This is a genomic window from Pseudonocardia sp. T1-2H, assembly GCF_038039215.1.
GTDB lineage: Bacteria > Actinomycetota > Actinomycetes > Mycobacteriales > Pseudonocardiaceae > Pseudonocardia.
In genome coordinates this window covers 4,001,656-4,026,119 of sequence record NZ_JBBPCL010000001.1, presented here as the reverse complement: position 1 = coordinate 4,026,119, position 24,464 = coordinate 4,001,656, and the positions used below count along the sequence as shown (strand labels likewise).

The window sequence follows — 24,464 nt, the reverse complement described above, 5'->3', positions numbered from 1 at the left end:
ACGCACCGAGACTATCGGCGGTACAGCGCATCGGCGCGGGGAACGCGAACCGTAGGCTTGACGGGTGAGCGCGACACCTGCTGCCCCTCGCTCGGTCATCGGGCGGCTCGCGGCCGACCGCCCGACGTTCTCCGTCGAGTTCTTCCCGCCCAAGGACGACGTCGGCGAGGCCGAGCTCTGGCGTGCGGTCCGCCGTCTCGAACCGCTCGACCCGTCCTTCGTCTCGGTGACCTACGGCGCCGGCGGCTCCAGCCGGGACCGGACGGTGCGGACGACGGCGCGGATCGCGACGGACACCACGCTCGTCCCGATGGCGCACCTCACGGCGGTCTCGCACTCGGTGGCGGAGCTGCGGCACGTCCTCGGGCACTACGCCGCGGCGGGCATCAGCAACGTCCTGGTGATCCGGGGGGACCCTCCCGGCGACCCGCTGGGCGAGTGGACGAAGCACCCCGAGGGCGTCGAGTACGCGGACGAGCTGGTGCGCCTCGTGAAGCGCTCCGGCTCGTTCTGCGTGGGCGTCGCCGCGTTCCCGTACGGGCACCCGCGCTCCGCGGACCTCGACAGCGACTTCGAACGCCTGCTGGCCAAGATGCACGCGGGCGCGGACTTCGCCGTCACCCAGCTGTTCTGGGAGCCCGAGGGCTTCCTGCGGCTGCGGGACCGGCTCGAGGCGGCGGGCTGCGACGCCCCGCTGCTGCCGGGGATCATGCCGCTGCTCAGCGCGAAGACCCTGCGGCGCGGGCCGGAGCTTCTCCGGCGCGCCGCTGCCGCCCGGGCTCGCGGAGCGGATGGAGCCCTACACGGACCCGAAGGACTTCCGGGCGGCCGGCCTGGACGTCACCCACGAGCTGTGCGAGCGGTTGCTCGCCGAGGGCGTGCGGAACCTGCACTTCTACACGCTGAACCGCTCCCTGGCGACGACGGAGCTGGTCACCCGGCTCGGGCTCGTCGCGTCCCGGGTGGGCGCCTGAGGGTCCGCCCTTCGCGCCGTCCGGGCCGTGCCCGTGGCGACGTGCGGGCTCAGGGCCGGACCGGGGGGTTGCGGGTCCGGTGCGCCAGCATGACGACGGCGCCGACCGCGGCGGCGACCAGCAGGGCCAGACCGAAGGTCCAGGCCGCGACGGACGGGGCCCCCGGGTCGTCGTAGGCGACGACCGCGTTGGCGTCCCCCACCTCCCCGGGCGTGAAGGTCCAGCTCACGGTGCCGGAGTCGTTCTCGCCGTTGGTGTCCAGGACCTCGCCCGGAAAGCTGATCTTGAGCTGGAAGTCCGCGCGGTCCACCGGGACGGTGGTCAGGTCCGCGGTGGCGCCGACGACCACCCGGTTGCCCGCGCGGCGCATCGAGATCTTCATCCGCTCACCCGCCGCGCCCCCGACCTGCGGCAGCTGCGCGACCTGGTCGAACGTCAACCCGGAGAAGCGCAGCACGGAGCCGACGTAGTCGTCCTGGTCGTACTCCGAGACGTCGATCTCGCTCTGCAGGTCCGCCGGGACGGTGATCTGCGGCCCCTTGTCGTCCGCGTTCCTCGGCGGGGTGGCGATGATGATCTCGCCCGTCACCGTGTCGTCCGGCTGCACCGCCAGCGCGGTGCGCACCCGGGCACAGCCGCCGAGCAGCCCCACGACGGTCACCGCGAGCAGCAGCACCGCGACGGCCCGCCTGCGGCGCGACCGGCCCGGGCTCGCCGTGCCGGTGCCTGCCCGGGTCGAACTGGACGGTGCGGGGGGAGCATGGGCACATCGTGCCATCGGGGTCCGACGGTTCCGCGCACCCGCCGCCGGTCGCGGTGTGGCGCGTCTGCGATGTGGCGCGTCCGGGGTGGGGCGCCACGGGGCGCGTCGGACCGCCGGGACGCGCCGACGGCCACCGAGGGCGCGTCGTTGCTCGGCGATCACGGGCCACGGTACGTCCCGGCCATGAACGGCCAGTTCATACCGCGGACGCGATCATGGTCTCGCCGGCGGGCGAGATCGCCGTCCGCGACGCGATCGCGGTCGTCCGTGGCCGGTCGGGGTCGAGAACGGTGACCGCCGGCGCCCGGCCGGGGAGCGTCAGGCCGGGGGGAGCGGAAGCTCGCGGCCCAGGACCGCGAACGGGCGGGTGTCGCCCGTGAAGCGGTGGTCCCGCAGGACGTCGGAGAAGTCGAGACGGCGGTAGAGGCGCCAGGCCCGGCCGGGCTGGCGGTGGCCGTACTCCGGTGTGGAGAGCAGCACCCGCCGGTGCGGGACGTCCTGCAGCAGCGCGCGCAGCAGGCCCTCCCCGAGACGGGACCCCTGCGCGTCCGGGCGGACGTGCAGTTCGGTGAGCTCGAAGTAGTCCCCGAGCCAATCCGGCTGCGAGTGGCTCCGGGACATCCCCCGGGCCGCGAGCCCGCGCCGGACCTCCTCGAACCACCACTGTCCCGGGCCGCCGGTGTAGCCGTAAGCGATACCGATCAGGATCCCCGCCGGATCGAGCCAGCCGACCGCGCGCCAGCCGGGACGTCGGGCGTGCTCGAGCCACAGCGCGCGGCGCTGACGGGCGGTGCTCGGCGGGTAGCCCATGGCGGAGACGTACACGTCGAGCGCCTCGCCGAGACGTTCGGCGAGGTCGGCCGCGGTCAGCGCGACCAGTCGGGGCCGCGGCGGCGCTGCGGTCATCGGCGGCCCGGGTGGCTCGTCACCCGTCCATCACACCACGATCCGTCGATTCATGCCCTGCCCGGGAGCCGCCCGCGCCTGCGTCGTCCGTTCGGTGTTCCCGCACACCGGGCCGGACGGGTGCCGCGTCGACTTGACGAGGGGGCCGGGGCACGCTGTACTGCATGTGTCGAACATGCGTTCGATGAAGGCCGTTCCGGGGTCGGGGTGGGGGAAGCGCCCTGCTCTCGGAGCGGCCGGACGACGGTCGGGCCGGGGCCGACCGGAAGGAGGGTGATCGGGGTGGGTGCTTTCTCCCGCGTCTTCGGTCCGCGTGAGCCTGCGCCGGTCCAGGTCCGCTGGCAGGGCGGCGAGCCGGTGGAGTTCGAGCGCAGGCCGTCGCGACGCGGATCGCGGTACCTGGTCACGGACGTGCGCGACCAGTGGATCGAGGAGTCCCCGTGGCCGTTCCCGTCGCCGATGCCGGTCGGCGGGGACCGGCTGCGGTGCTGGCGCGTCGTGGCGAGGTCGGCCGAGGAGCCGCAGGCGCCGGCGATGGAGTTCGTCCTGCGGATGCGGGCCGGGCCCGGTGTGTGGGACCTGGTCCGGGCCGAGTCACCGGGCGGGCCGAGCGACGGGCCGGGCGGGGTGACGAGCCGGGCGGGGTGACGGGCCGCGCCCGGCACGGAACGGAGTGGGCAGTGGACGGGAAGCGAGCGGAGGAGCGATCCGGATGACGATCACGGCGACCGAACGGACCCTGCACGCCCCGGTTCCCCCGGCGGCGCTCGGCCTGCTGCGGCAGGCGTCGGAGTGCATCGCCGAGGGGCACCGTAACCCGGACCCGCTGCTGCGGTACCCGGCGGCCTACCTCGCGGCGCTGCGCGCCGGGGCTTCGGTGCTGGCGGTCCGCGCCCGGCCGAAGCCGCGGCGCGGGGCGTCGCGCAGCGTCTGGCAGTTGCTCGGCGAGGTGGCGCCCGAGCTGGGCGAGTGGGCGGCATTCTTCGCCGCCTGCTCGGGCACCCGGGCCGCCGCCGAGGCGGGCATCGAACGCCTGGTGAGCCGGCGGGACGCGGACGACCTGCTGCGGCAGGCCGAGCAGTTCGTCGGCATCGTGCGGGAGCTGGTGACGGCCCGGTAGCCGGTCCGGCGGGCGGTCAGGCGTCGGCGGCCGAGGCGCCGGCTTCGGCGTCCGCTTCGGCCGCAGGCGCTGAATCGGCAGCAGAGCCCGTGCCGGCGGCGGAGTCCGTCCCACCGGCGCCGTTCTCCTCGGCGGAACGTCGTCGCCCCGCCCGCAGCACCCGGCCCAGCAGCGTGGTGAACACCGCCGCGACCTCCCGGGCCCCGGGCGTGTCCCACGCCTGGATCGGCAGGCATGCGCCCTGGGCCTGCTGCACGGCCGAGCGGTCCGGCAGCACGCTGGTGAACACGAGGGCACCGAAGAGCTCACGCAGCTCGTTGATCCGGAAGTCGTGCTCGGCGTTGCGCGGGCGGACCCGGTTGATCAGCACGCCGAGCGGCTGGAGCTCCGGGTTGCCGCGCTCGCGCTCGGTCTGCACGGCGTCGAAGGCCCGCTGGACGCCGGAGACCGCGAACATCGTGGGGTCGGTGACCAGGATGGCCCGGTCCGCCGCGGTGAGCGCGCTGCGGGTGAGCTGCCCGAGCGAGGGCGGGCAGTCGATGATCACCAGCTGGTAGGGCTCCGCGGGTATGTCGTCGATGCCGCCCCAGCCGGGTTCCTCGAGTCGTTGGAGCGCCCGCACCAGCCGGCCGAGCTGCTTGGTGCCCGGGTCCGGATGGTTGTGCCGCTCGTTCTGCTCGGCGCCGACGAGCACGTCGAGGCCCTCGCCCCACGCGCTGGGCACGATCGCCTCGCGCAGGACGGACATCCGCGGCTCGTCGAGCACGTCGGCGATGGTGGCGGTGGTCGGCGCCGCGTCGAGCGCGATGGTGGCATTGGCCTGCGGATCCAGGTCGACGACGAGGGTGCGCAACCCGTTCTGCAGCGCCGCCCCGGCGAGTCCGAGCGCGACAGTGGTCTTCCCGACCCCGCCCTTGAGGCTGAGAGTGGCGACGACCTGCACGGCGATCAACCTACCTTCTCCCGCCCGGCACTACGCTGCGCGTGTGAGTACGGCGGCAGAACAACGGCCCGGAACGACCGGCGGCGCGGTGCACCGTGTCCTGGATGCCGAGGTGGCCCGGGTCCGGGCGGCCCGGCCCGGGGAGCCGCCCCGCGTCGTGGACGTGGGCGGGGGCAGCGGCTCGTGGGCGGTCCCGCTCGCTGCGGCCGGCTGCGCGGTCACGGTGGTGGACACCAGCCCGAACGCGCTGGCGGCGCTCGAACGCCGGGCGCGGGACGCGGGCGTGCACCCGCTGGTGACGCCGATGCAGGGCGACGTGGACCAGCTCACCGACCTCGTGCCCCCGGACGCGGACCTCGTGCTCGGTCACGGGCTGCTCGAGGTGGTCGACGACCCGGCCCGCGCCGTCGCCTCGCTGATCGCGGTGGCCGCTCCGGGCGCCGCCGTCTCGATCCTCGCGGCCTCCCGCAACTCCGCGGTGCTGGGCCGGGTGCTCCTGGGCCGGTTGGCCGAGGCCCGAGCGGTGCTCACGGACCCGGACGGTCGGTTCGGGCCGGACGACGCCCTGCGCCGCCGTTTCGACGGCCCGGCCCTGAGCGCGCTGCTCGAGGCGACCGGCGAGCTCCGGGTCGAGATCCTGCAGGGCGACGACGTCCTCACCGGCTACCTCCCCGGCGCAGTGCAGGACGGAGGGGCGGCCACGCAGCGGACGGTCGACGAGCTCGAGGACCTCGCGTCGACGGTGCCCGCACTGCGCGAGGTCGCGGCCCGGCTGCACGTCCTCACCCGGCGCGCGGGCGGCTGACCGCGGTCCGCGGACCACCGGCCGGAACGCGGGTGAGTCCGGTCACGTCGCAGCCGCGCCCCCGTGATCGAGATCTCGGACGAGAGCGCGGGCCGCGGGCCACGAACGGCCCTCGCGGACCCCGAAGGGGTCGATTCGGGTCGCTCCGGGTGCCGGATCGATGCCGGGAGTGGCCCGGACGTGATCGACGAGCGCCGAACGGCCGTCCGCGCCCGCCGTGGGAACTCCGTTTGGCCGTCGTCAGGCCGTCGCGCGACACCGGCCGTTCGAAGATCAGCCCTACGGGATCAGGCGTGCGGGTAGTGGACCAGGCGTTCGGCTCGTATCCTCGTGTCAGACGCCCAATCCGGGCGCTCGTCGCGCCGTTCCGGCACCAAGGACGGCGGGGCACACAGTGACCGTTGTGCCGGAGGACGTCATGCCCCTCTCCGAGCACGAGCAGCGCCTGCTCGAACAGATCGAGCGTGCTCTCTACGCCGAGGACCCCAAGTTCGCCTCCACCGTGCGCGGTGGACGGCTGCGCAAACCGAGCCGGCGCCGGCGGATCCAGGGCCTCGCGGTCTTCACCGCGGGCCTGGTCCTGCTCGTCGTCGGCGTCGCCGTGACGGCGCTGCGCGAGTTCGGTCCGTTCCCCATCGTCAGCGTGATCGGCTTCCTGCTGATGCTGGGCGGGACGATGCTCGCGGTCAGCTACCGCGGCGCGGGCGACAAGGGGTCGGCGAGTTCCGACACCCCGGCGGAGCCGGACAAGAACCGCTTCACCGGCCGGATGGAGGAGCGCTTCCGCAAGCGCTTCGAGCAGGAGTGATCCGGCTGCCCCGGAACGGCTGACCGACGGGGCACCCCACGACCGACCGGACGAGCCGCGGTCCCCTCGGGGGCCGCGGCTCTTTCGTGCCCCGGCGCTCCGGACGACGGCCGCGGTGCGAATCCCGCCGGGTCGAGGCCCGACGGCACGAGCCCACGCGGAAGCGCGGGCGCTCAGCCCACGCGCGACGTCTCCCGCTCACGCGACGCCTCGCGCCGCGCCGCGCCAAGCTCCTTGATCCCCTCCACGACGGACGCCGGGAGCAACCGCTGCCGCAGGCTCGCCCTCGTCCCGCCGATCGCGGCACACACGGCCCGCACCGCGTTCGTCAGCTCGCCGGGAGCCGGGTGGGCACCGCCGTACCAGCTCGCCTCCACCCCGCGGACGACGTCGCGCAACGAGTCCTGGGCGCCGTCGTCGAACTCGTGCTCCCGGACCAGCCTGCGGGCCGCGGTGCGCACCGTGTCGCTCCGCGGGAGCGGATAGCCCCGGTCCCGGGACTCGGCCAGGATCTCGGCCCAGGCCGCGGCCGCCGCGCCCGGACCGCCCGCGGCCACGGCCGCGAGACGGCGTCTCCGCAGGACCGTCCGCGCGAGCACCGGGCCGCCGAGCAACGCCAGGACGATCAGCGCCACCAGCAGGGTCAGCGCGACCGTGCCCAGCGCGCCGCTGCCGGTGTCCTGCCCGGCCGTCGGCTCCGGGGTGGGCGTGTCGACCGGGGGAGCGGGCTCCGCCCGGGCCGGGTCCGACGGCGCCGGGCGCGGATCCTCCTGCAGCTCCTGGGCCTGGCCTCCCTGCGCGGCGGCGTTCTGGGCGTTCTGCGCCTCCTGCACGTACGGCGGGATCACCGTGCGGCCGTCCGTCAGGGGCGTCGGGTCGAACGGCGTCCACCCGTAGCGGGGGAACCAGGCCTCGACCCAGGCGTGCGCGTCCCGCGTCGTGACCGTGCGGCTGTCGGCGGTGTCGGTCCCGGCCGTGAACCCGACCGCGACACGCGCAGGCACGTCCACGGCCCGCAGCATGACGGCCATCGCGGACGCGAACTGCTCGCAGTACCCGGCCTTGCCGACGGTCAGGAAGTCCACCAGCGCGTCGTCCCCGCTGCCGGGGGCCGTCTCCAGGCTGTAGCGGAACTGGGTGTCGGGGCCGGTGAAGAAGCCGACGAGGGAGATGGCCTTGTCGAACTCCGTCCGGGCGCCGCGGGTGACCTGCGCGGCGAGCGCCGAAACCCGGGGGTCGACGCCGGCGGTGTCGAGGTACGCACGGTCGACGACGTCGGGGCCCGAGGCGGCGCGCAGCTGCTCGGCGCTCGGGCTGGGCAGCACGGCCTGCTGCTGCCACGCGTCCTCCTCCCGCGGGCGGGAGCTGTAGGCCGTGCCGCTGCTCTGGTCGTAGGCCCACCGGTCCTCGTCGACGCCCGTCACGGACCGCGGTACCCCGTAGACCGGCAGCCAGTAGTCCCGGAAGCCGAGGTTCTCCACGTCGACCGTCACGGTGTCCCCGGGTGGGGCGTTCGGCGACAGCGGCCCGGCGACCGGCACGCCCGGCTGCGGCGCGGACGCCCGCCAGCCGGTGTCCGGCACGTACTCCCGGAGGGTGAGGGCGCGCAGGTAGGTGGCCCGGGGGAGGCCGGTGACCCGGAACAGCTCGACCGGGTCGGACCGGGTGAGCTGTCCGCGAAGCGACGTGAACGGGTTGAGCCCGATCGAGCCGCCGCCGCCCCCGCCGGCGCCGTTGCCGGTGAATCGGCCACCGGTGCCGACCAGCGTCGCCGTCGAGCCGACCAGGAGCGCGACCACGGCCGCGACCGCGACGACGACCACCCCGGCCGGCGCGTGCCGCCTCCCGCCGTCCCGGGCCACGAGCAGGACCCCGAACCCGGCGGCCGCCGCGATCACCGCCCACCAGGGGAGCAGCCGGTCGGCCAGCGCGGTGGGCACCGCGAAGACGCAGAGCAGGGGCACGCCGCCGGCGGCGGGGGCGTCCGCGGACACGGCGATGCCGTGCACGGCGACGGCGAGCAGGCCGAACGCGGCGGTGGTCAGCAGCAGGATCCCGGGGCTCCCGGCCACGGGCGCGGTGCCGGTGTCGATCGTGCTCCCGGCCTCGGCGAGGAGGTCCCCCGCCGAGGCGAACGCGCCGGGACCGGGGAGCGCACTGTCCGTGAAGAGCAGCGTGAGTAGTTCGAGCAGGCCCAGGACCTGGGCGATCAGCACCGCGGCCCGGCCGATTCGCTGCACCGCCGTCCCGAGCACCACGACCAGGCCGACGGCGGCGACGGCGTACCCGAGCCACGTCCCGCCCTGCACGACAGCGGACACCGGGGCCCCGGCCAGCAGCACGGCGACCCCGGCGCCGATCGGCGAGATCCAGCGCCAGGCCGGCCGCTCCGGTGGCGGGGGCGGCGCGGGCGCGTCCGGCCGGACGGCGGTGGAGGCGGTCACGAGACCCGCACCCGCTCCGCGGCGACGACCGCGTCCCACACCCGCTCGACGCCGGTGCCCGCCGCCACCACGGTGACGTGCCAGCCCATCCGGCGCAGCACCGCCGCCGACGCGGCGGCGGTCGAGCCGCCCCGGTCCCACGTCGCGACGTCCAGGAGGATCGCGTAGCCACCCGCCGGCCGGCGCTCCGCCAGGGTCTCCGCGTCCCCCGGCGCGAGCGCGCCCAGAACCGCGACGAGGTCGTCCGCCGTGGCGAGCGGCGGCCCGGCCAGCGACGGCGACGAGACCGGACGCAGGACCGCGAGCCCGTCGAGCAGCGCGTCGACGCCGTCCGACGCCTGGAGCGACGTGCCGTTCTCGGTGACCAGCTCGACCGGCTCGCCGCGGCGGATCAGGTGCACGCCGACGCTCGCCGCCATGCTGACCGCGAACTCCAGGCTCGATCCCGGGCCGTGCCCGCGGTGCGCGTCGTCCCGGCGGTCCAGCAGGACGGTGATGCCGCCGCGCCACGGCCGTTCCTCGAGCCGGACCATCAGCTCGTCGTGCCGGGCCGTGCTCTTCCAGTGCACCCTGCGCAGCTCGTCACCGTGGCGGTAGCCGCGGATCAGCACGTCCGGGGAGCCCTGGCCCTGGTGGGCGACGGCGGCCCCGGGCGTGCCCTCCCCGCCGCCGAGCGCCGCGGGCACCCCGCGCAGCACGGCGACCCGGGGCAGCACGAGCAGCCGGTCCGCGGGCAGGAGCTCGCTCGTCAGCTCGACGAGGCCGAGCGCGTCCGTCGCGCGGCAGGCCAGCGGGCCGATCCGGTGCGCGCCGCGGAGCAGGGGCCGCAAGGGATAGGTGACGGTGGCACCGCCGGAGCCGAGGCGGTGCACCGTGAAGCGGGGCGGGGCGTCCCGGACCGCACCGGCGGCGTCCGGGACCGCGTCCGTGAGCCGCAGCGGCCCGGGCACCGGGCCGCCGCGCAGCGCCAGCGCCACCCGGGTGGCCGAGCCGGCGGAGACGCGGTCCGGCGCCACCGAGCGCGAGGCCTTCACCGAGCGGCGCGTGCGCAGCGCCAGGAGCAGGGACACGACCGGGAGCAGGCAGACGAACAGCCCGATCCGGAGCAGGTCCCGCTCGTCCAGGACGACCGCGCAGACGGCGGTCGCGATCCCGCCGGCGAGCAGGCAGCGTCCCCTGGTGGTCAGCCCGGACGGGCGGTCGCGCCCGAACACCCGTCCTCAGCCCCGGGCCGGGGCCGGGACGGGCAGCCGGGAGAGCAGCCCGCGGACGACGTCCGCCGCGGACATCCGCGAGGCCATCGCCTCGGGGGAGAGCATCAGTCGGTGCGCGAGCACCGGGACGGCGATCGTCTGCACGTCGTCCGGGACGACGTAGGACCGGCCGGCGAGCGCGGCGAGCGCCCGCGCGGCGCGGACGAGGTGCAGGGTCGCGCGGGGGGACGCCCCGAGCCGGACCTCCGCGCCGCGGCGGGTGGCCCCGACCAGCTCGACGCAGTACTGCCGCACCTCCGGCCCGACGTGCACCCGGCGGACGGTCTCGACCACCGTGCGCACCGCGCGGGCGTCCGCGACCGGCCGCAGCTGTTCCAGCGGGTCGGCGCCCGCGTGCTCGTCGATCATCGCGAGCTCGGCGGCGGGGTCCGGGTAGCCGACGCTGATCCGGGCGGTGAAGCGGTCCCGCTGTGCCTCGGGCAGGGGATAGGTGCCGTCCATCTCCACCGGGTTCTGCGTGGCGACGACCATGAACGGGCTGGCCAGGCCGTAGGTGCCGCCGTCGACCGTGACCTGGTGCTCGGCCATGCACTCCAGCAGCGCGGACTGTGTCTTCGGGGAGGCGCGGTTGATCTCGTCCGCGATCACGATGTTGGCGAACACCGGACCGGGCCGGAAGTCGAACTCGCCGGTCTGCCGGTTGTAGACCGACATTCCGGTGATGTCGCCGGGCAGCAGGTCCGGGGTGAACTGGACTCGGCTGACCGAGCAGTCCAGCGAACGCGCCAGCGCCTTGGCGAGCGAGGTCTTGCCGACCCCCGGGACGTCCTCGACGAGCAGGTGCCCCTCGGCGAGCAGCGTCACCAGCGCGATCCGGACCACTTCCGGCTTGCCCACGATGATCCGCTGCATGTTCGCCGCGACCCGGCCGATGAGGTCCGCGACCGCGCCGAGCGAGTGCTCCGGATCCGTCGGGTGGACGGCCGCGGAACGGCTGCTGGTGGTGCTCAACCGGTCTCCTTCGCTCTGCGACGCGCCCCACGACGCGCCGCTCTGCACGGCTTCGCACGTCAGCCTCGTCCTCAGTGTGTCAAAGCCGCCGGAAGTGGGTCACCCGGACGGGGAGAACGGGGGGGCGCCCCACCGCGCTCCCGCCGTCCCGCACGCCGTCCCCACTCCGCCCCCACTCCGCCCCCGAGGGCCCCCCACTTCGCCCCCACACGTCCCCCCGGCCTCCCGCGATGCTCGCCGACCTGGGGAAATGCCGGTGGGGGAGAGGGCCGCGCAGGCCCCGCCCGTCGCGCTACCGAGTGGTGCTCGCCAAACACCCCACCCCGCCCCACTGCAGCTGACCTGCGCAAACGCGGGCACGCCGAGGAGACCCGAGGTCATCTCGGGTTGACGGTGGAGGGAAGTGGGGTAATGTGGAGATCACTGGGGCGAAGCGGTTCCCGGGTGGAGGTGGGGTTAGGTGTTCCTCGGCACCTACACCCCGAAGCTGGACGACAAGGGGCGGCTCACGCTGCCCGCGAAATTCCGGGACGAACTGCGGGGCGGGTGCATGGTCACGAAAGGGCAGGATCACTGCCTCTACGTGTTCACCCGCGAGGCCTTCGGCGAGATGGCCACCAAAGTCGCCTCGGCGCCGCTGACGAGCGAGTCGGCGCGAGTCTTCCAACGCAACCTCTTCGCGGGCACCGACGAGCAGAACCCCGACGGACAGGGCCGGATCGCGATCACCCCGGACCTGCGCCGTTACGCGGGGCTCACGAAGGACTGCGTGGTGATCGGCGCGTTCTCGCGCGTCGAGATCTGGGACGCGCAGGCCTGGCAGAACTATCAGGACGCACATGAGGACGAGTACGCGAAGGCGCAGGAGGAGGTTCTGCCCGGACTGATCTAGGGAACCCCGAGCTTCCCTCGGGGTTCCTTCATCGAGAAGTCGGGCGAGGAGACGTCAAGGAACACCGTCGCCGTCCCGACCCGGATGCCGTGATGAACCACCTCCGGGTTCCGGGGGCCCTGGCGCACCTTCCCCGGTGCCAGGTCCCCCGGAACCCGCGAGGTGCACGGCATCCAGGTGGGGACGGCGCCGGAACCGTGGATGTACCGGCTGGGGAGCACGGTACCCCCATGAACACGCCAGCAGTACAGCGACGCACCGGAGGCATGCCCGTCCGTTGCGTCGCTCGGTCATGCCCGGACCAAGGCGGAACTCCGTCCCCGACCCGGGTACGGCGAGCACCATGAGCACGACGAGCACGACGGCGCGAGGGAGGTGGCAGAGATGAAGCGACTCCCGGGCGCGACCGACGGAGACGAAACGGACACGGCTCACGGTGATCCGGACGGCCAGGCTGGGGCCCGGCACGTCCCCGTCCTGCTGCCCCGCGTCCTCGATCTCCTCGGACCCGCCCTCGCCGGCAGACCCGCCGTCGTCGTGGACGCCACCCTCGGCATGGGCGGCCACTCCGCGGCGCTGCTGGCGGCACATCCGCAGCTCACCCTCGTCGGCCTGGACCGGGACCCGCAGGCCCTGGAGCTGGCCGGCCGCAGGTTGACCGCTCACGCGGACCGCGTCCACCTGGTGCACGCCGTGTACGACGAGATCGCCGACGTGCTCGGGGAGCTGGGGCTTCCTCGCGTCGACGGCATCCTGTTCGACCTCGGCGTCTCCTCCCTGCAGCTCGACGCGGACGAGCGCGGCTTCTCCTACTCCCGCGACTCCGATCTGGACATGCGGATGGACCCGACGACGGGGCCGACGGCCGCGGACGTCCTCAACACCTACGCGGTGCCGGACCTCGCCCGGATCCTCCGGGAGTACGGGGAGGAGCGGTTCGCGGGGCGGATCGCCTCGGCGGTCGCGCGGAGGCGGGCCGAGCGCCCGTTCACCCGCAGCGCCGAGCTGGTGGAGCTGCTCTACGCCGCCGTGCCCGCGGCGTCCCGGCGGACCGGGGGACACCCGGCCAAGCGGACGTTCCAGGCGTTGCGGATCGAGGTCAACCGCGAGCTGGAGGCGTTGCGGGCCGCGCTGCCCGCCGCCCTCGGCTCGCTGGCGGTGGGCGGACGCATGGTCGTGCTCGCCTACCACTCGCTCGAGGACCGGATGGTCAAGCGGGAAGCTCGCCGCGCGAGCGACGTCCCGGACCCCGGTCGACCTACCTGTCGAGCTCCCGGGGCACGGCCCGGAGCTGCGGCTGCTCGTCCGCGGGGCGGAACCGGCCACCGAGGACGAGATCACCGACAACCCGCGCGCCGCCTCGGTGCGGCTGCGGGCCGCCGAACGAGTCCGGGAGGCCGCGTGAACACCAGCTGGATCAGCGGGGGGATCGTCGTGAGCGAGCGTGCGGGCGCATCACCGCGGTGCCCGCGCACCGTGGCGATCGGGGCCCGGCGGAGCTCGCGGAGCGAGGACGCGCGATGAGCGCTCCCGTCGACGAGCGTCGCCTCGGGCGCAAGCCCTCGGTGTCGGTCAGCTGGGAGCGGGCCGGGACCAGGAACCGCGCGGCGACGATCCCCGCCCAGCGGGGTGCGGAGCGCCGGTCCGCGGCGCCGGCCCCGACGCGGAAGAAGGTCGCCGACAAGGCCTACGCGAAGCGGGACGACCGGCTGCGCCGCGTCGTCGGCGCGCCGCGGCGCAAGCGGACCACGGCCCCCGCCGGCCGGGCCCAGTTCGTGCTGCTGATCATGGCGCTGCTGGTGGCCGGCCTGGTCGCGACGCTGTGGCTCTCGACCGCCGCCGCAGCGGACTCGTACCGGCTGCAGGCCGCGCGCACCGCCGCCCGGGACCTCACCGAGCAGAGCGAGCGGCTGCACCGCGAGGTCGCGGCCATGGAGGCGCCGACCGCGCTGGCGCAGCGGGCGGCCGAGATGGGCATGATCCGCGTGCAGGACCCGGCCCGGATCGTCGTCGCGTCGGACGGGAGCACGCAGGTCGTCGGGGTGCCGCTGGCCGCGGCCCACCCCGTGGCGCCGGCCCCGGCCCCGGCCGCGACCCCGCCCGCGGATTCGCGGATCGCCGCGGATGCGGAGGCGCAGCAGGGCGCCCCGGGCACCGAGCAGGCGGCGGACCAGGGCGCCGGGAACCAGGCGGCGCAAGCCGCCCCCGGACAGGCCGCGGACCAGGCCGCCGGGCAGGCCGGCGCGGCCGACGAGGACGGCAACACGGCGCAGGTCCCGGGCGGAGCAGGCTGATGACCTACGCCCCGCCCCGCGGCAGGCGGGCGGGGGCGGCGCGCTCGTCGCCCTCGGCACGGCGCCCCGGGCCCTCCCGGCGGCCGGTGCTGCGCTCGGGGCGTGGGCGGAACCGCTTCCGGATCGGCCGGCTCGTGCTGGTCGCGCTGCTGCTCGTCTCGGCGGGCAAGCTGCTGCTGATCCAGACCGTGCAGGCGGGCGAGCTCACCGCGAGCTCGGCCAAGCAGAGCACCACCAAGATCACCCTGGCCGCCGAGCGCGGCTCGATCCTGGACCGGGCGGGCAACCCGCTGGCCTTCAGCACCGAGGCCGTCGCGCTGGTGACGAACCCGCGGCTGCTGGCGCTGAACAAGGGCGAGCGGGCCGCCGCGTACAAGAACGAGATGGCCCAGGCCGTCGCCCAGGCCACCGGCGCGGACGCCAACGCGCTCTCGGCCGGGCTCGCCCAGGACCGCGGCTACATCGTCCTCGCGCCGCTCGTCGACCCCGGCGTGGCCCGGGACCTGCGCGACCGGTTCCCGGAGATCGCCGAGGAGAAGCGGGAGTCCCGCCAGTACCCGGCGGGCAACCTCGCCGCCAACGTGGTCGGCTCGTCGACATGGGGTGCGGACGCCCGGAAGCTGACGGGCCGGGCCGGGCTGGAGTCCTCGCAGGACAACCTGCTGTCCGGGACCGACGGCTACCAGATCGTGGACACCGCGTCCGGCAGCGACACCGTCATCCCCGGCAGCACCCGCGCGGAGCTGGCCGCCGTCCCGGGCTCGGACCTGCAGCTCACGCTGGACTCGGACGTGCAGTACACCGTCCAGCAGCAACTGCAGGACTACGTGGCCAAGACCCGCGCCAAGGGCGGCTCGGCCGTCGTGCTCGACGCGAGGACCGGCCAGGTCCGGGCGATGGCGAACGGCCGGACCTTCGACCCGGCGAACATCGGCTCGGCGGACCCGGCCACGCTCGGCAACGCCGCCGTGTCCAGCCCGTTCGAGCCCGGTTCGGTCAACAAGATCGTGACGATGGCGGCGGCGCTGGAGAACGGCGTCGCCAAGCCGGACGACGTGCTCGACGTGCCCGGCAGCATCAAGGTCGCGGACCGCACCGTGCACGACGCCTGGTCGCACGGCGTCGAGCACTACACGCTGACCGGCGTGTTGGCGAAGTCCTCGAACGTCGGCACCCTGATGGCGGCGCAGAAGGTGGGCGAGGACCACTTCGCCGAGATGCTCTCGAAGTTCGGCCTGGGGCAGAAGACGAACGTCGGTCTGCCAGGCGAGAGCGCCGGGCTGGTGCCGGCCCGCTCCACCTGGTCCGGCTCCACGTTCGGCAACCTGCCGATCGGCCAGGGCCTGTCCATGACCGCCCTGCAGATGGCGGGGATGTACCAGGCCGTCGCGAACGACGGGGTGCGGATCCCGCCGCGGATCATCGAGGCCACGATCGCCCCGGACGGCACCCGCACGCCGACGGCCCAGCCCGAGGGCGTCCGGGTGGTCTCGCCGGAGACGGCGCGGCAGCTTCGGACGATGCTGATGGCCGTGACCCAGAAGGCCCACGGCCAGCAGGGCACCGGCTACACGGCCCAGGTCCCCGGCTACCAGGTCGCGGGGAAGACCGGCACGGCACAGCAGATCGACCCGTCCTGCGGCTGCTACGCCTCGTCGACGTACTGGATCACCTTCGCCGGCATGTTCCCGCAGCAGGACCCGCGGTACGTCATCGCGATCATGCTCGACGCGCCCCAGGGCGGGACGAGCGCGGCGCCGCTGTTCCACGACATGGCGAGCTACATCGCGCAGAAGGACGCCATCCCGGTCAGCCCGGACCCCACCCCGATCCAGACCCTCGTCGCGCCCTGAGCGGTCCCACGGGCCGATCGTGCACGTCCGGCCGGCCGATCACGGGCCGCGAGCGTGCTCTCCGCGCGGACCCTCGGCGAAGGTCCGGACGACCCGCAGCCTCCTGCGGCTCCCGTGTCGCACCGCGACACGAGAGCGCGACGAGTGACCGGCGGGCAGACGGCCGGGCGCGGTGGGACGGCCGGCCCGCGCGGCGATCGGCATCCGGCGGTCTCCGCGGGGCGTCCGGAGCGCCGGACCGGGCGGCGAACAGATCATCGGTGCGCCCTCGGCGATCACCGGACCCGACCGGTGGCCCGCGCCGGGACCGTCCCGCGGGCCCGGCGGCCACCGGTGGGCCCCGTGCGCCCGGCGGTGAGGGCCTTCCGGGGCCTCGGCGGTGCGCCGGGGGGCGGTGCGCGAGCCGCCGGTAACCTTCCACGACGTGTCGCCCGCCAGCTCTCCCCCACGGACACGGTCGGTCTGCCACCGCGCCCCGCGCTGGTCCGTCCGGTCGACGTCGTCGCCCTCGCGGCCGCCGTCGGCGCCGAGCAGCACCCCGCGGGCGGGCACCCCGCCGCCGTCACCGGGGTGACGCACCGGGCCGCGGAGGTCCGCCCCGGTGATCTCTTCGCCGCCCTGCCGGGCGCCCGCGTGCACGGTGCGGACTTCGCCGCCCAGGCCCTCGCCGCCGGTGCCGCCGCCGTCCTCACCGACCCCGCGGGGCTCACCCGCCCCGGGCTCGCGGACGCCGGGCAGGACATCAGGGTGCTGCTGCACCCGCACCCCCGGGCCGTGCTCGGCGCGCTCTCCGCCGAGGTCTACGGGAACCCGACGGTCGCGCTGGACGTCCTGGGCGTCACCGGCACCAGCGGCAAGACGACGGTCGCGCACCTGCTCGAGGCCGGGCTCGCCGCGGGCAGACGCTCCACCGGGTTGCTCGGCACCGTCCAGACCCGGATCGGGGACACCAGCCTGCCCAGCGCCTTCACCACCCCCGAGGCGCCGGACCTGCAGGCGCTGTTCGCGGTGATGCGCGAGCAGGGCGTCACCGCCGTCGCCATGGAGGTGTCCAGCCACGCGCTCGCGATGGGCCGGGTCGCCGGCACCCGCTTCGCCGTGGGCGCCTTCACGAACCTCTCCCAGGACCACCTGGACTTCCACGAGACGATGGAGTCCTACTTCGCGGCGAAGGCCCGCCTCTTCCTCGACGACGAGGTGAAGGCCGAGCGCGGCGTCATCTGCGTCGACGACGAGTGGGGCCGGAAGCTGGCGGGCCTCGCCCCGAACGCGATCACCGTCTCGACGACCGGCCCCGCGGCCGACTGGACCGCCCGCGACGCCGCCTCGGACCCCGACGGCGCCCAGCACTTCCTCGCCGTCGGCCCGGACGGCGAGGAGATCCCGGTCGCGCTGCAGCTCCCCGGCGCCTTCAACGTCGCGAACGCCCTGCTCGCGCTGGCCTGCCTGGACGCCGTCGGGGTGTCCGCGGCCGTCGCCGCCGAGCACTTCGGCCGGCTCGCGGTGCCGGGGAGGATGCAGCGGGTGGAGGTCGGGCAGCCGTTCCTGGCCGTCGTCGACTACGCGCACAAGCCCGCCGCCGTCGCCGCCCTGCTCGACGCGTTGCGCGCCCAGCTGCCGGGCCCCGGCGCCCGGCTGATCACGGTGCTCGGCTGCGGCGGGGACCGGGACCGCGGCAAGCGGCCGCTGATGGGGGCCCTCGCGGCGGCCCGCTCGGACCTGCTGGTGATCACCGACGACAACCCGCGCACCGAGGACCCCGCGGAGGTCCGCGCCGCGATGCGCGCGGGCGCGGAGGCGGAGCCCGGACGCGGGGACGTGCTCGAGGTCGGGGACCGGCGCGCGGCCATCGCGGCCGCCGTCGCGCTCGCGAAGCCCGGGGACGCGGTCGTCGTCGCGGGCAAGGGGCACGAGAAGGGCCAGGAGATCCAGGGCGTCAAGCATCCCTTCGACGACGTCGACGAGCTCGCCGCGGCCATCCGCGCGGCCGGCGGCTGATCCGGAAATGGCCCGAACGGAATCGGAGCGACTCCGTCCGCAGAGGAGGGAGACACCATGATCGAGATGACGCTGGCCGAGGTCGCCCGGGTGACGGGCGGGAGGCTGCACCGGGCCACCGGTGACGAGCGCGTCCGCGCGGTCGAGTTCGACTCCCGCAAGGTCGGCGACGGCGGGTTGTTCCTCGCGCTCCCCGGCGAGCGGACGGACGGGCACGACTTCGCCGCGGCCGCCGTCGCCGCCGGCGGGGTGGCCGTGCTGGCGGCCCGGGAGGTCGACGCCCCCGCGGTGATCGTGCCCGCCGCGCCCCCGAGCGCGGGCGGCACCTACCTCGACGAGTTCGACCCGGACGGTTCCGGCGCCGCGGTCCTCACCGCGCTCGGCCGGCTCGCGCGGCACAACGTGGACGCGCTGCCTCGGCTGCGGACCGTCGGGATCACCGGGAAGCTCCGGCAAGACGTCGACCAAGGACCTGGTCGCGACCGTGCTGGCGCCGCTCGGGGAGACCGTCGCGCCGCCCGGATCCTTCAACAACGAGCTCGGCCACCCGTGGACGGCGCTGCGGGCGACCGCGGACACCCGGCACCTCGTGCTGGAGCTCTCCGCCCGCGGGCCGGGGCACATCGCCCGGCTCTGCGCGCTCGCGCCGCCGTCGATCGGGCTCGTGCTCAACGTCGGGCGCGCGCACCTCGGCGAGTTCGGCTCGCCGGAGGGGGTCGCGCAGGCCAAGGGCGAGCTGGTCGAGTCCCTCCCCGCGGACGGGGTCGCGATCCTGAACGCGGACGATCCCGCGGTCTCCGCGATGGCCTCCCGCACGGCAGCCCGCGTGGTCCGCTTCGGTCTGGCCGCGGTGGTGGGTGCAGAGCGCTCTGCGCACACCGACGCGCCACCCGGCCCGGACGTCAGCGCCCGCGACGTCGTCCTCGACGCCGGCCGGGCCCGGTTCCGGCTGGTCACCCCCGTGGGCGAGGCGGACGTCGCGCTGCAGCTCGTCGGCGAGCACCACGTCTCCAACGCCCTGGCCGCCGCGGCCGTCGCGCTCGAGTTCGGCGGCACGCCGGACGGGATCGCCGCGGCGCTGTCGGCCGCCACCCCGGCGTCGCACTGGCGGATGGAGGTCGAGGAGCGGGCGGACGGCGTCACGGTCGTCAACGACGCCTACAACGCCAACCCCGAGTCCATGCGGGCGGCGCTCCGGGCGCTGGCCGCCCTCGCCCGGCCCACGCGGACACGGCCCCTGCGGCGCACCTGGGCCGTCCTCGGCCCGATGGCCGAGCTGGGCCCGGAGTCCGCCGCCGCGCACGCCGAGACCGCCGCCACTGCGCGCGAGCTGGGCGTCGACCGGGTCGTCGCCGTCGGCACGGACGCCTACGGTGCCGACCCCCGCACCACCGGCCCGATCGACCGCGACGCCGCCCTGGCCCTGCTTCGCGCGGAGCTCGTCCCGGGCGACGTCGTCCTGGTCAAGGCCTCCCGGTCCGCCGGTCTGGACCGCCTCGCGTCCGCCCTGCTGGCGGACGTCCCCGACAACACGAACGAGCAGGAACTGGTGACCCGGTGAGAGGTGTCTTCGTCGCCGCGGGCGTCGCGCTGGCGTTATCCATCCTGATGACCCCGTACCTCATCAAGTTCTTCGCGAAGCAGGGCTTCGGCCAGGAGATCCGCGAGGACGGCCCGAAGAGCCACCAGAGCAAGCGCGGCACGCCCACGATGGGCGGCGTCGCGATCCTGCTGTCCATCTGGGTCGGCTACCTCGCCGCGCACCTGCTCACCGGCGAGCCGATGTCCGCGTCCGCGCTGCTGGTGCTGTTCCTGACCACCGCACTCGGCGTCGTCGGCTTCCTGGACGACTTCATCAAGATCCGCCGCCAGCGCAACCTGGGCCTGAACAAGACCTCGAAGCTGGTGGGGCAGTTCCTCACCGCGGTGGTCTTCGGGATCCTCGCGCTGCGCTTCGCCAACTCCCGCAACCTCACGCCGTCGTCGGACACGCTGTCGTTCGTCCGGGACATCGCGGTCATCTCGTTCGGCGGCATCGGCTTCGTGGTGTTCGCCTACCTGGTCGTCTCGGCCTGGTCGAACGCGGTGAACCTGACCGACGGCCTGGACGGGCTCGCCGCCGGCACCTCGGCGATGGTGCTGGCCACCTACGTGATCATCGGGTTCTGGCAGTTCCGCAACAGCTGCGCGGTCGTCTCCGCGGCGGGCTGCTACGAGGTCCGGGACCCGCTCGACGTCTCGATCGTCGCCGCCGCCGCAATGGGCGGCTGCATCGGTTTCCTCTGGTGGAACGCCGCCCCGGCCCGCATCTTCATGGGGGACACCGGCTCGCTGGCCCTCGGCGGCCTGATCGCAGGGCTGTCCATGGTCACCCATACCGAGCTGCTGCTGCTGGTGATCGGCGGCGTGTTCGTCGTCGAGGTGCTGTCGGTGGCGCTGCAGATCGTCGTCTTCCGCACGACGAGACGACGGCTGTTCCGGATGGCCCCGTTCCACCACCACTTCGAGCTGGCGGGCTGGGCGGAGACGACGGTCATCATCCGGTTCTGGCTGCTCGGCGCCATGTGCGCGGCGCTGGGCCTGGGCATCTTCTACAGCGAGTGGCTCACCGCCTCGGCAGGGCTGTGAGCATGCGGGACCGGACCGTCCTGATCGCGGGCGCGGGGATCTCGGGGCTCGCGGCGGCCGAGGCGCTGGTCGCCGCGGGGGCGCACGTCGTCGTGTCCGACGACGACCCCGCGGCGCTCACGGACCTGCCGGCCGGGGCGATGGCCGGGGACGGCACGATCCCGGACGGGACGAGCCTGATCGTCACCAGCCCGGGGCGGCGCCCGGACCACCCGCTCGTCGCCGAGGCGGCGGCCCGGGGGATCGAGCTGGTCGGCGAACCGGAGCTGGCCTGGCGGTTCGGCGCGCAGCGCGCGGAGCCCCCGGCCTGGCTCGTCGTCACCGGGACAAACGGCAAGACCACCACCACCGGCATGCTCGCCGCGATCCTCGGCACCGCCGGTGTCGACGCCGTGGCCTGCGGGAACATCGGCTATCCGGTCGTCTCCGCGGTCGCCGCGGGGCACCGGGTGCTGGCTGTGGAGCTGTCGAGCTACCAGCTGCACTGGTCGCCGTCGATCCGCCCGGCCGCCGGCGTGGTGCTCAACGTCGCCGAGGACCACCTGGACTGGCACGGCGGGATGGCCGCCTACGCCGAGGCCAAGGCCGCGGCCCTCGTCGGCGCCGTCGCCGTCGCCGGGGTCGACGACCCGCTCGCCGCGGACCTGCTCGCCCGCTCACCCGCCCCGCGGAAGGTCGGCGTGACGCTGGCGGAGCCGGGGGAGGGGCAGCTCGGGATCTCCGGCGGCGTGCTCCTCGACCGGGCGTTCGGCGACCGGGACGAGCTGGCCGAGGTGAAGGACGTCCGTCCGGGCGGGCCGCCCGGCCTCACGGATGCGCTCGCCGCCGCCGCGCTCGCCCGCGCCCACGGCGTCGCGCCGGAGGCCGTGCGGGCCGGGCTCGCCGGCTTCGAGCCCGGCGCCCACCGGATGGCCGACGCCGGGACCGTCGCCGGGGTCCGCTACGTCGACGACTCCAAGGCCACGAACCCGCACGCCGCGGACGCCGCGCTGGCGGCCCAGGGCGGCGCGCGCGTCGTCTGGATCCTCGGCGGGCTGCTCAAGGGCGCCCGGGTCGACGACCTGGTCGCCCGGCACGCCGGCCGGCTCGCGGGCGCCGTCGTGATCGGCACGGACCGCACGGAGATCCTCGACGCACTGGCCCGACACGCGCCCGATGTCCCCGTCGCGGAGGTCGCCGCGGGCCACGATGGGCCGATGAGGTCCGCCGTGCACCGTGCCGCCGCGTTCGCCGGACCGGGGGACGTGGTCCTGCTCGCCCCCGCCGCGGCGTCGATGGACCAGTTCCGGGACTACGCCGCGCGCGGCCGGGCCTTCACCGACGCGGTCGGGGAGTTGGCCTCGCGGCCGCCGGCCGCCGGGGAGCCGGGCTGATGGCGGCCCCCACGTCGTCGCGGCCGTCCGCCGGGCCCGGCCGCTCCGGTCGGCGGCCGGCCCCCAAGGCCGCGCCCGGCGCCTTCGCGGGGCTCCGGGCCGCCGCCGTCCGCAGCGGCACCGCGCTGCAGATGTGGCTGCGCCGCCCGCTGACCTCGCTGCACCTGATCCTCGCCGTGTTCGGCCTGCTCACCCTGTTCGGGCTGGTCATGGTGCTCTCGGCGTCGTCGGTGGAGTCGCTGACCCAGGACGGCTCGTCGTACTCGGTGTTCACCAAGCAGGTGATGTTCTGCCTGCTCGGCCTCGTCCTGTTCTGGGTCGGCCTGCGGATCCCGCCGCGCCGAATGCGGGCGCTCGCCCCGGTGATGCTGCTCGTCGGCGTCGCGGCGCTGGTCGCGGTGCTGATCCCGGGCGTCGGCGTCGTCCGCAACGGTTCCCGGGCGTGGTTCGCGCTCGGCTCGTTCTCGTTGCAGCCGTCCGAGGGCGTGAAGGTCGCGCTGACCCTGTGGGGCGCACACGTCCTCGCCGCCCGGCGCGTCGTCATGCACCGGTGGAAGCACGCGCTCAACCCGCTGGTCCCGGTCACCCTCGTCGTGCTGACGCTGCTGGTGCTGGAGCCGGACATGGGCATGTCGGTGTCCATGGGGATCGTGCTGATCGCGCTGCTCTACTTCGCCGGCGCCCCGATGAAGCTGATCGCGGCCATCGCCGGCGGCGGCCTCGCGGGCGCCGTCGTCCTCGGCCTCACGGCCGGCTACCGGGTCAGCCGGATCACCGCGTTCCTGTCCTCGGACACCAGCGACCCGCTCGGCCCCGCCTACCAGGCCAACCAGGCCCTTTACTCGCTGGCCGACGGCGGGCTCCTCGGCGCCGGACTCGGGCAGGGCCGCGCCAAGTGGAGCTACCTGCCCAACGCGCACAACGACTTCATCTTCGCCATCATCGGCGAGGAGCTCGGGCTGGTCGGCGCCCTCGCCGTGCTGGCCCTGTTCGCGACGCTCGCCTACACGGGGCTGCGCATCGCCTCGCGCAGCACGGACCCGTGGCTGCGTATCGTCGTCGCGACGTCGACGACCTGGCTCGTCGCGCAGGCGTCGATCAACATCGGTTACGTCGTGGGCCTGCTGCCGGTCACCGGCCTGCAGTTGCCCCTCATCTCCTCCGGAGGCACCTCCCTGGTGGTCACGATGTTCGTGTTCGGCATCCTCACCAACGCCGCGCGGCACGAGCCCGAGGCGGTCGCCGCGCTGCGGTCCGACGGCCAGGGCCGGATCGCGCGGCTGCTGCGGCTCCCGCTGCCCGAGCCCTACAAGGCCCCGGTGGCGCGCCCGCCGGCGCAGCGGGCGGTGCGCCGGTGAGCGCGCCGAAGCCGCTGTCCGTCGTCGTCGCCGGCGGGGGCACCGCCGGGCACATCGAGCCCGCGCTCGCCTTCGCCGACGCCGTCCGCCGGCTCCGGCCGGACGCGACGGTCACCGCGCTCGGCACCGAGAAGGGCCTGGACACCCGGCTGATCCCGGCGCGCGGCTACAAGCTCGAGCTGATCCCGCCCGTCCCGCTGCCGCGGAAGCCCTCCGGGGACCTGCTGCGGCTGCCGTCGAAGATCAAGGGCGCGGTGTCCCGGGTGCGGGAGGTGCTCGGCCAGGTCGAGGCGGACGTCGTCGTCGGCTTCGGCGGGTATGTCGCGCTGCCCGCCTACCTCGGCGCCCGCGGCCGGGTGCCGATCGTCGTGCACGAGGCCAACGCGCGCGCCGGGCTGGCGAACAAGGTCGGCGCCCGGTTCGCGGCCGCCGTCGTCGCCGCGGTGCCCGGGAGCGGGCTGCCGGACGCGCAGGTGGTCGGCATCCCGCTGCGCCACGCCGTCACGTCGCTGGACCGCACGGCGCTGCGCCCCGAGGCCCGCGCGAGGTTCGGCCTGCCGCCGAGCGCGCCGGTCCTGCTCGTCTTCGGCGGGTCACAGGGCGCGCGCTCGCTGAACTCCGCGGTCGCGCAGGCCCTGCCGGGCCTGGTGCACCACGGGATCGCGGTCCTGCACGCCCACGGGCCCACCGGCACGCCCGCGGCCGCCGCGCCCGGGTACGTCCCGGTGCCCTACATCGAGGACATGCACCTCGCCTACGCCGCCGCGGACGCGGTGCTGTGCCGCTCGGGGGCCATGACCGTCGCCGAGGTCTCCGCCGTCGGGCTGCCGGCGGTGTACGTGCCGCTGCCGCACGGCAACGGGGAGCAGGCGCTCAACGCCCAGCCGGTCGTCGACGCGGGGGGCGGCACCATGGTCGCGGACGCGGACCTCACCGGGGACCGGATCCTCGCCGAGCTGGTGCCGTGGTTCGCCGATCCCCGCCGGCTCGGCCGGATGGGCGCCGCGGCGCGCGGGTCGGGGCACGCCGGGGCCGACGAGGCACTGGCGGACATCGTGTTCGGGGTGGTCGGGAGATGAC

18 protein-coding genes and 3 pseudogenes are annotated in these 24,464 nt (G+C 75.2%); 15 read left to right on the top strand and 6 right to left on the bottom strand.

Annotation, left to right across the window (positions count from 1 at the left end):
* Positions 1-64: 64 nt before the first annotated feature.
* A pseudogene (locus WBK50_RS19730) lies at positions 65-974 on the top strand (methylenetetrahydrofolate reductase).
* 49 nt (positions 975-1,023) lie between these two features.
* On the opposite strand, the gene WBK50_RS19725 reads toward WBK50_RS19730, so the two are convergent.
* Both WBK50_RS19725 and WBK50_RS19720 read right to left on the bottom strand, forming a co-directional pair.
* Positions 1,024-1,650, bottom strand: coding sequence for an LppM family (lipo)protein (locus WBK50_RS19725; protein ID WP_341337019.1), 627 nt, complete (start codon positions 1,648-1,650; stop codon positions 1,024-1,026).
* A 405-nt stretch (positions 1,651-2,055) separates the two neighbouring features.
* Positions 2,056-2,643 carry a GNAT family N-acetyltransferase gene (locus WBK50_RS19720; RefSeq protein ID WP_341337018.1) on the bottom strand — a complete coding sequence of 196 codons (588 nt, stop codon included), beginning with the start codon at positions 2,641-2,643 and terminating at the stop codon, positions 2,056-2,058.
* A 282-nt stretch (positions 2,644-2,925) separates the two neighbouring features.
* On the opposite strand from WBK50_RS19720, the gene WBK50_RS19715 reads away from it, so the two are divergent.
* A complete protein-coding gene (locus WBK50_RS19715) occupies positions 2,926-3,291 on the top strand; it encodes a hypothetical protein (protein WP_341337017.1) in 366 nt (121 codons plus the stop codon).
* Positions 3,292-3,355: 64 nt separating this feature from the next.
* A complete protein-coding gene (locus WBK50_RS19710; protein WP_341337015.1) occupies positions 3,356-3,763 on the top strand; it encodes an SAV_6107 family HEPN domain-containing protein in 408 nt (135 codons plus the stop codon).
* A gap of 16 nt (positions 3,764-3,779) precedes the next feature.
* Here the strand turns inward: WBK50_RS19710 and WBK50_RS19705 are convergent, their stop codons facing one another.
* Positions 3,780-4,706 (bottom strand): ParA family protein, encoded by a 927-nt coding sequence (locus WBK50_RS19705; RefSeq protein ID WP_341339452.1) that lies wholly within the window; start codon positions 4,704-4,706, stop codon positions 3,780-3,782.
* Positions 4,707-4,749: 43 nt separating this feature from the next.
* On the opposite strand from WBK50_RS19705, the gene WBK50_RS19700 reads away from it, so the two are divergent.
* Positions 4,750-5,511: a class I SAM-dependent methyltransferase gene (locus tag WBK50_RS19700; protein WP_341337014.1), complete on the top strand. Its 762-nt coding sequence runs from the start codon at positions 4,750-4,752 to the stop codon at positions 5,509-5,511.
* A gap of 418 nt (positions 5,512-5,929) precedes the next feature.
* Positions 5,930-6,319 carry a DUF3040 domain-containing protein gene (locus WBK50_RS19695; protein ID WP_341339451.1) on the top strand — a complete coding sequence of 130 codons (390 nt, stop codon included), beginning with the start codon at positions 5,930-5,932 and terminating at the stop codon, positions 6,317-6,319.
* Positions 6,320-6,492: 173 nt separating this feature from the next.
* Here WBK50_RS19695 and WBK50_RS19690 read toward each other — a convergent pair whose 3' ends face one another.
* The 3 genes from WBK50_RS19690 to WBK50_RS19680 are packed head-to-tail and all read right to left on the bottom strand — an operon-like array spanning position 6,493 to position 10,889.
* Positions 6,493-8,763, bottom strand: coding sequence for a transglutaminase family protein (locus WBK50_RS19690; protein ID WP_341337013.1), 2,271 nt, complete (start codon positions 8,761-8,763; stop codon positions 6,493-6,495).
* Entirely contained in the window at positions 8,760-9,977 is a 1,218-nt protein-coding gene (locus WBK50_RS19685; RefSeq protein WP_341337012.1) for a DUF58 domain-containing protein, read from the bottom strand. Before WBK50_RS19685 ends, WBK50_RS19690 begins: the two co-directional genes overlap by 4 nt.
* 6 nt (positions 9,978-9,983) lie before the next feature.
* Positions 9,984-10,889 carry an AAA family ATPase gene (locus tag WBK50_RS19680; RefSeq protein WP_445942374.1) on the bottom strand — a complete coding sequence of 302 codons (906 nt, stop codon included), beginning with the start codon at positions 10,887-10,889 and terminating at the stop codon, positions 9,984-9,986.
* Positions 10,890-11,448: 559 nt separating this feature from the next.
* On the opposite strand from WBK50_RS19680, the gene mraZ reads away from it, so the two are divergent.
* The 10 genes and pseudogenes from mraZ (at position 11,449) to murG (ending at position 24,463) form a co-directional block, all read left to right on the top strand.
* Positions 11,449-11,880 carry a division/cell wall cluster transcriptional repressor MraZ gene (gene mraZ, locus WBK50_RS19675; RefSeq protein WP_341337011.1) on the top strand — a complete coding sequence of 144 codons (432 nt, stop codon included), beginning with the start codon at positions 11,449-11,451 and terminating at the stop codon, positions 11,878-11,880.
* Positions 11,881-12,264: 384 nt separating this feature from the next.
* Positions 12,265-13,285, top strand: a pseudogene (gene rsmH, locus WBK50_RS19670) (16S rRNA (cytosine(1402)-N(4))-methyltransferase RsmH).
* Between the two features lie 115 nt (positions 13,286-13,400).
* A complete protein-coding gene (locus WBK50_RS19665; RefSeq protein WP_341337010.1) occupies positions 13,401-14,174 on the top strand; it encodes a hypothetical protein in 774 nt (257 codons plus the stop codon).
* A complete protein-coding gene (locus tag WBK50_RS19660) occupies positions 14,174-16,027 on the top strand; it encodes a peptidoglycan D,D-transpeptidase FtsI family protein (RefSeq protein WP_341337009.1) in 1,854 nt (617 codons plus the stop codon). The genes WBK50_RS19665 and WBK50_RS19660 overlap by 1 nt, the downstream gene beginning before the upstream one ends.
* 462 nt (positions 16,028-16,489) lie before the next feature.
* The gene (locus WBK50_RS19655; protein ID WP_445942373.1) at positions 16,490-18,025 is read left to right on the top strand and encodes a UDP-N-acetylmuramoyl-L-alanyl-D-glutamate--2,6-diaminopimelate ligase; all 1,536 of its coding nucleotides are present in this window, start codon (positions 16,490-16,492) and stop codon (positions 18,023-18,025) included.
* Positions 18,026-18,082: 57 nt separating this feature from the next.
* Positions 18,083-19,586: pseudogene (locus tag WBK50_RS19650) on the top strand (UDP-N-acetylmuramoyl-tripeptide--D-alanyl-D-alanine ligase).
* Between the two features lie 47 nt (positions 19,587-19,633).
* Positions 19,634-20,653, top strand: coding sequence for a phospho-N-acetylmuramoyl-pentapeptide-transferase (gene mraY / locus WBK50_RS19645; protein ID WP_445942372.1), 1,020 nt, complete (start codon positions 19,634-19,636; stop codon positions 20,651-20,653).
* Positions 20,654-20,655: 2 nt separating this feature from the next.
* On the top strand, positions 20,656-22,026 hold the full coding sequence (gene murD / locus WBK50_RS19640; RefSeq protein WP_341337006.1) for a UDP-N-acetylmuramoyl-L-alanine--D-glutamate ligase: 1,371 nt from the start codon (positions 20,656-20,658) through the stop codon (positions 22,024-22,026).
* The gene (gene ftsW, locus WBK50_RS19635) at positions 22,026-23,384 is read left to right on the top strand and encodes a putative lipid II flippase FtsW (RefSeq protein WP_341337005.1); all 1,359 of its coding nucleotides are present in this window, start codon (positions 22,026-22,028) and stop codon (positions 23,382-23,384) included. The genes murD and ftsW overlap by 1 nt, the downstream gene beginning before the upstream one ends.
* On the top strand, positions 23,381-24,463 hold the full coding sequence (gene murG, locus WBK50_RS19630) for an undecaprenyldiphospho-muramoylpentapeptide beta-N-acetylglucosaminyltransferase (protein WP_341337004.1): 1,083 nt from the start codon (positions 23,381-23,383) through the stop codon (positions 24,461-24,463). Before ftsW ends, murG begins: the two co-directional genes overlap by 4 nt.
* Position 24,464: the final 1 nt, after the last annotated feature.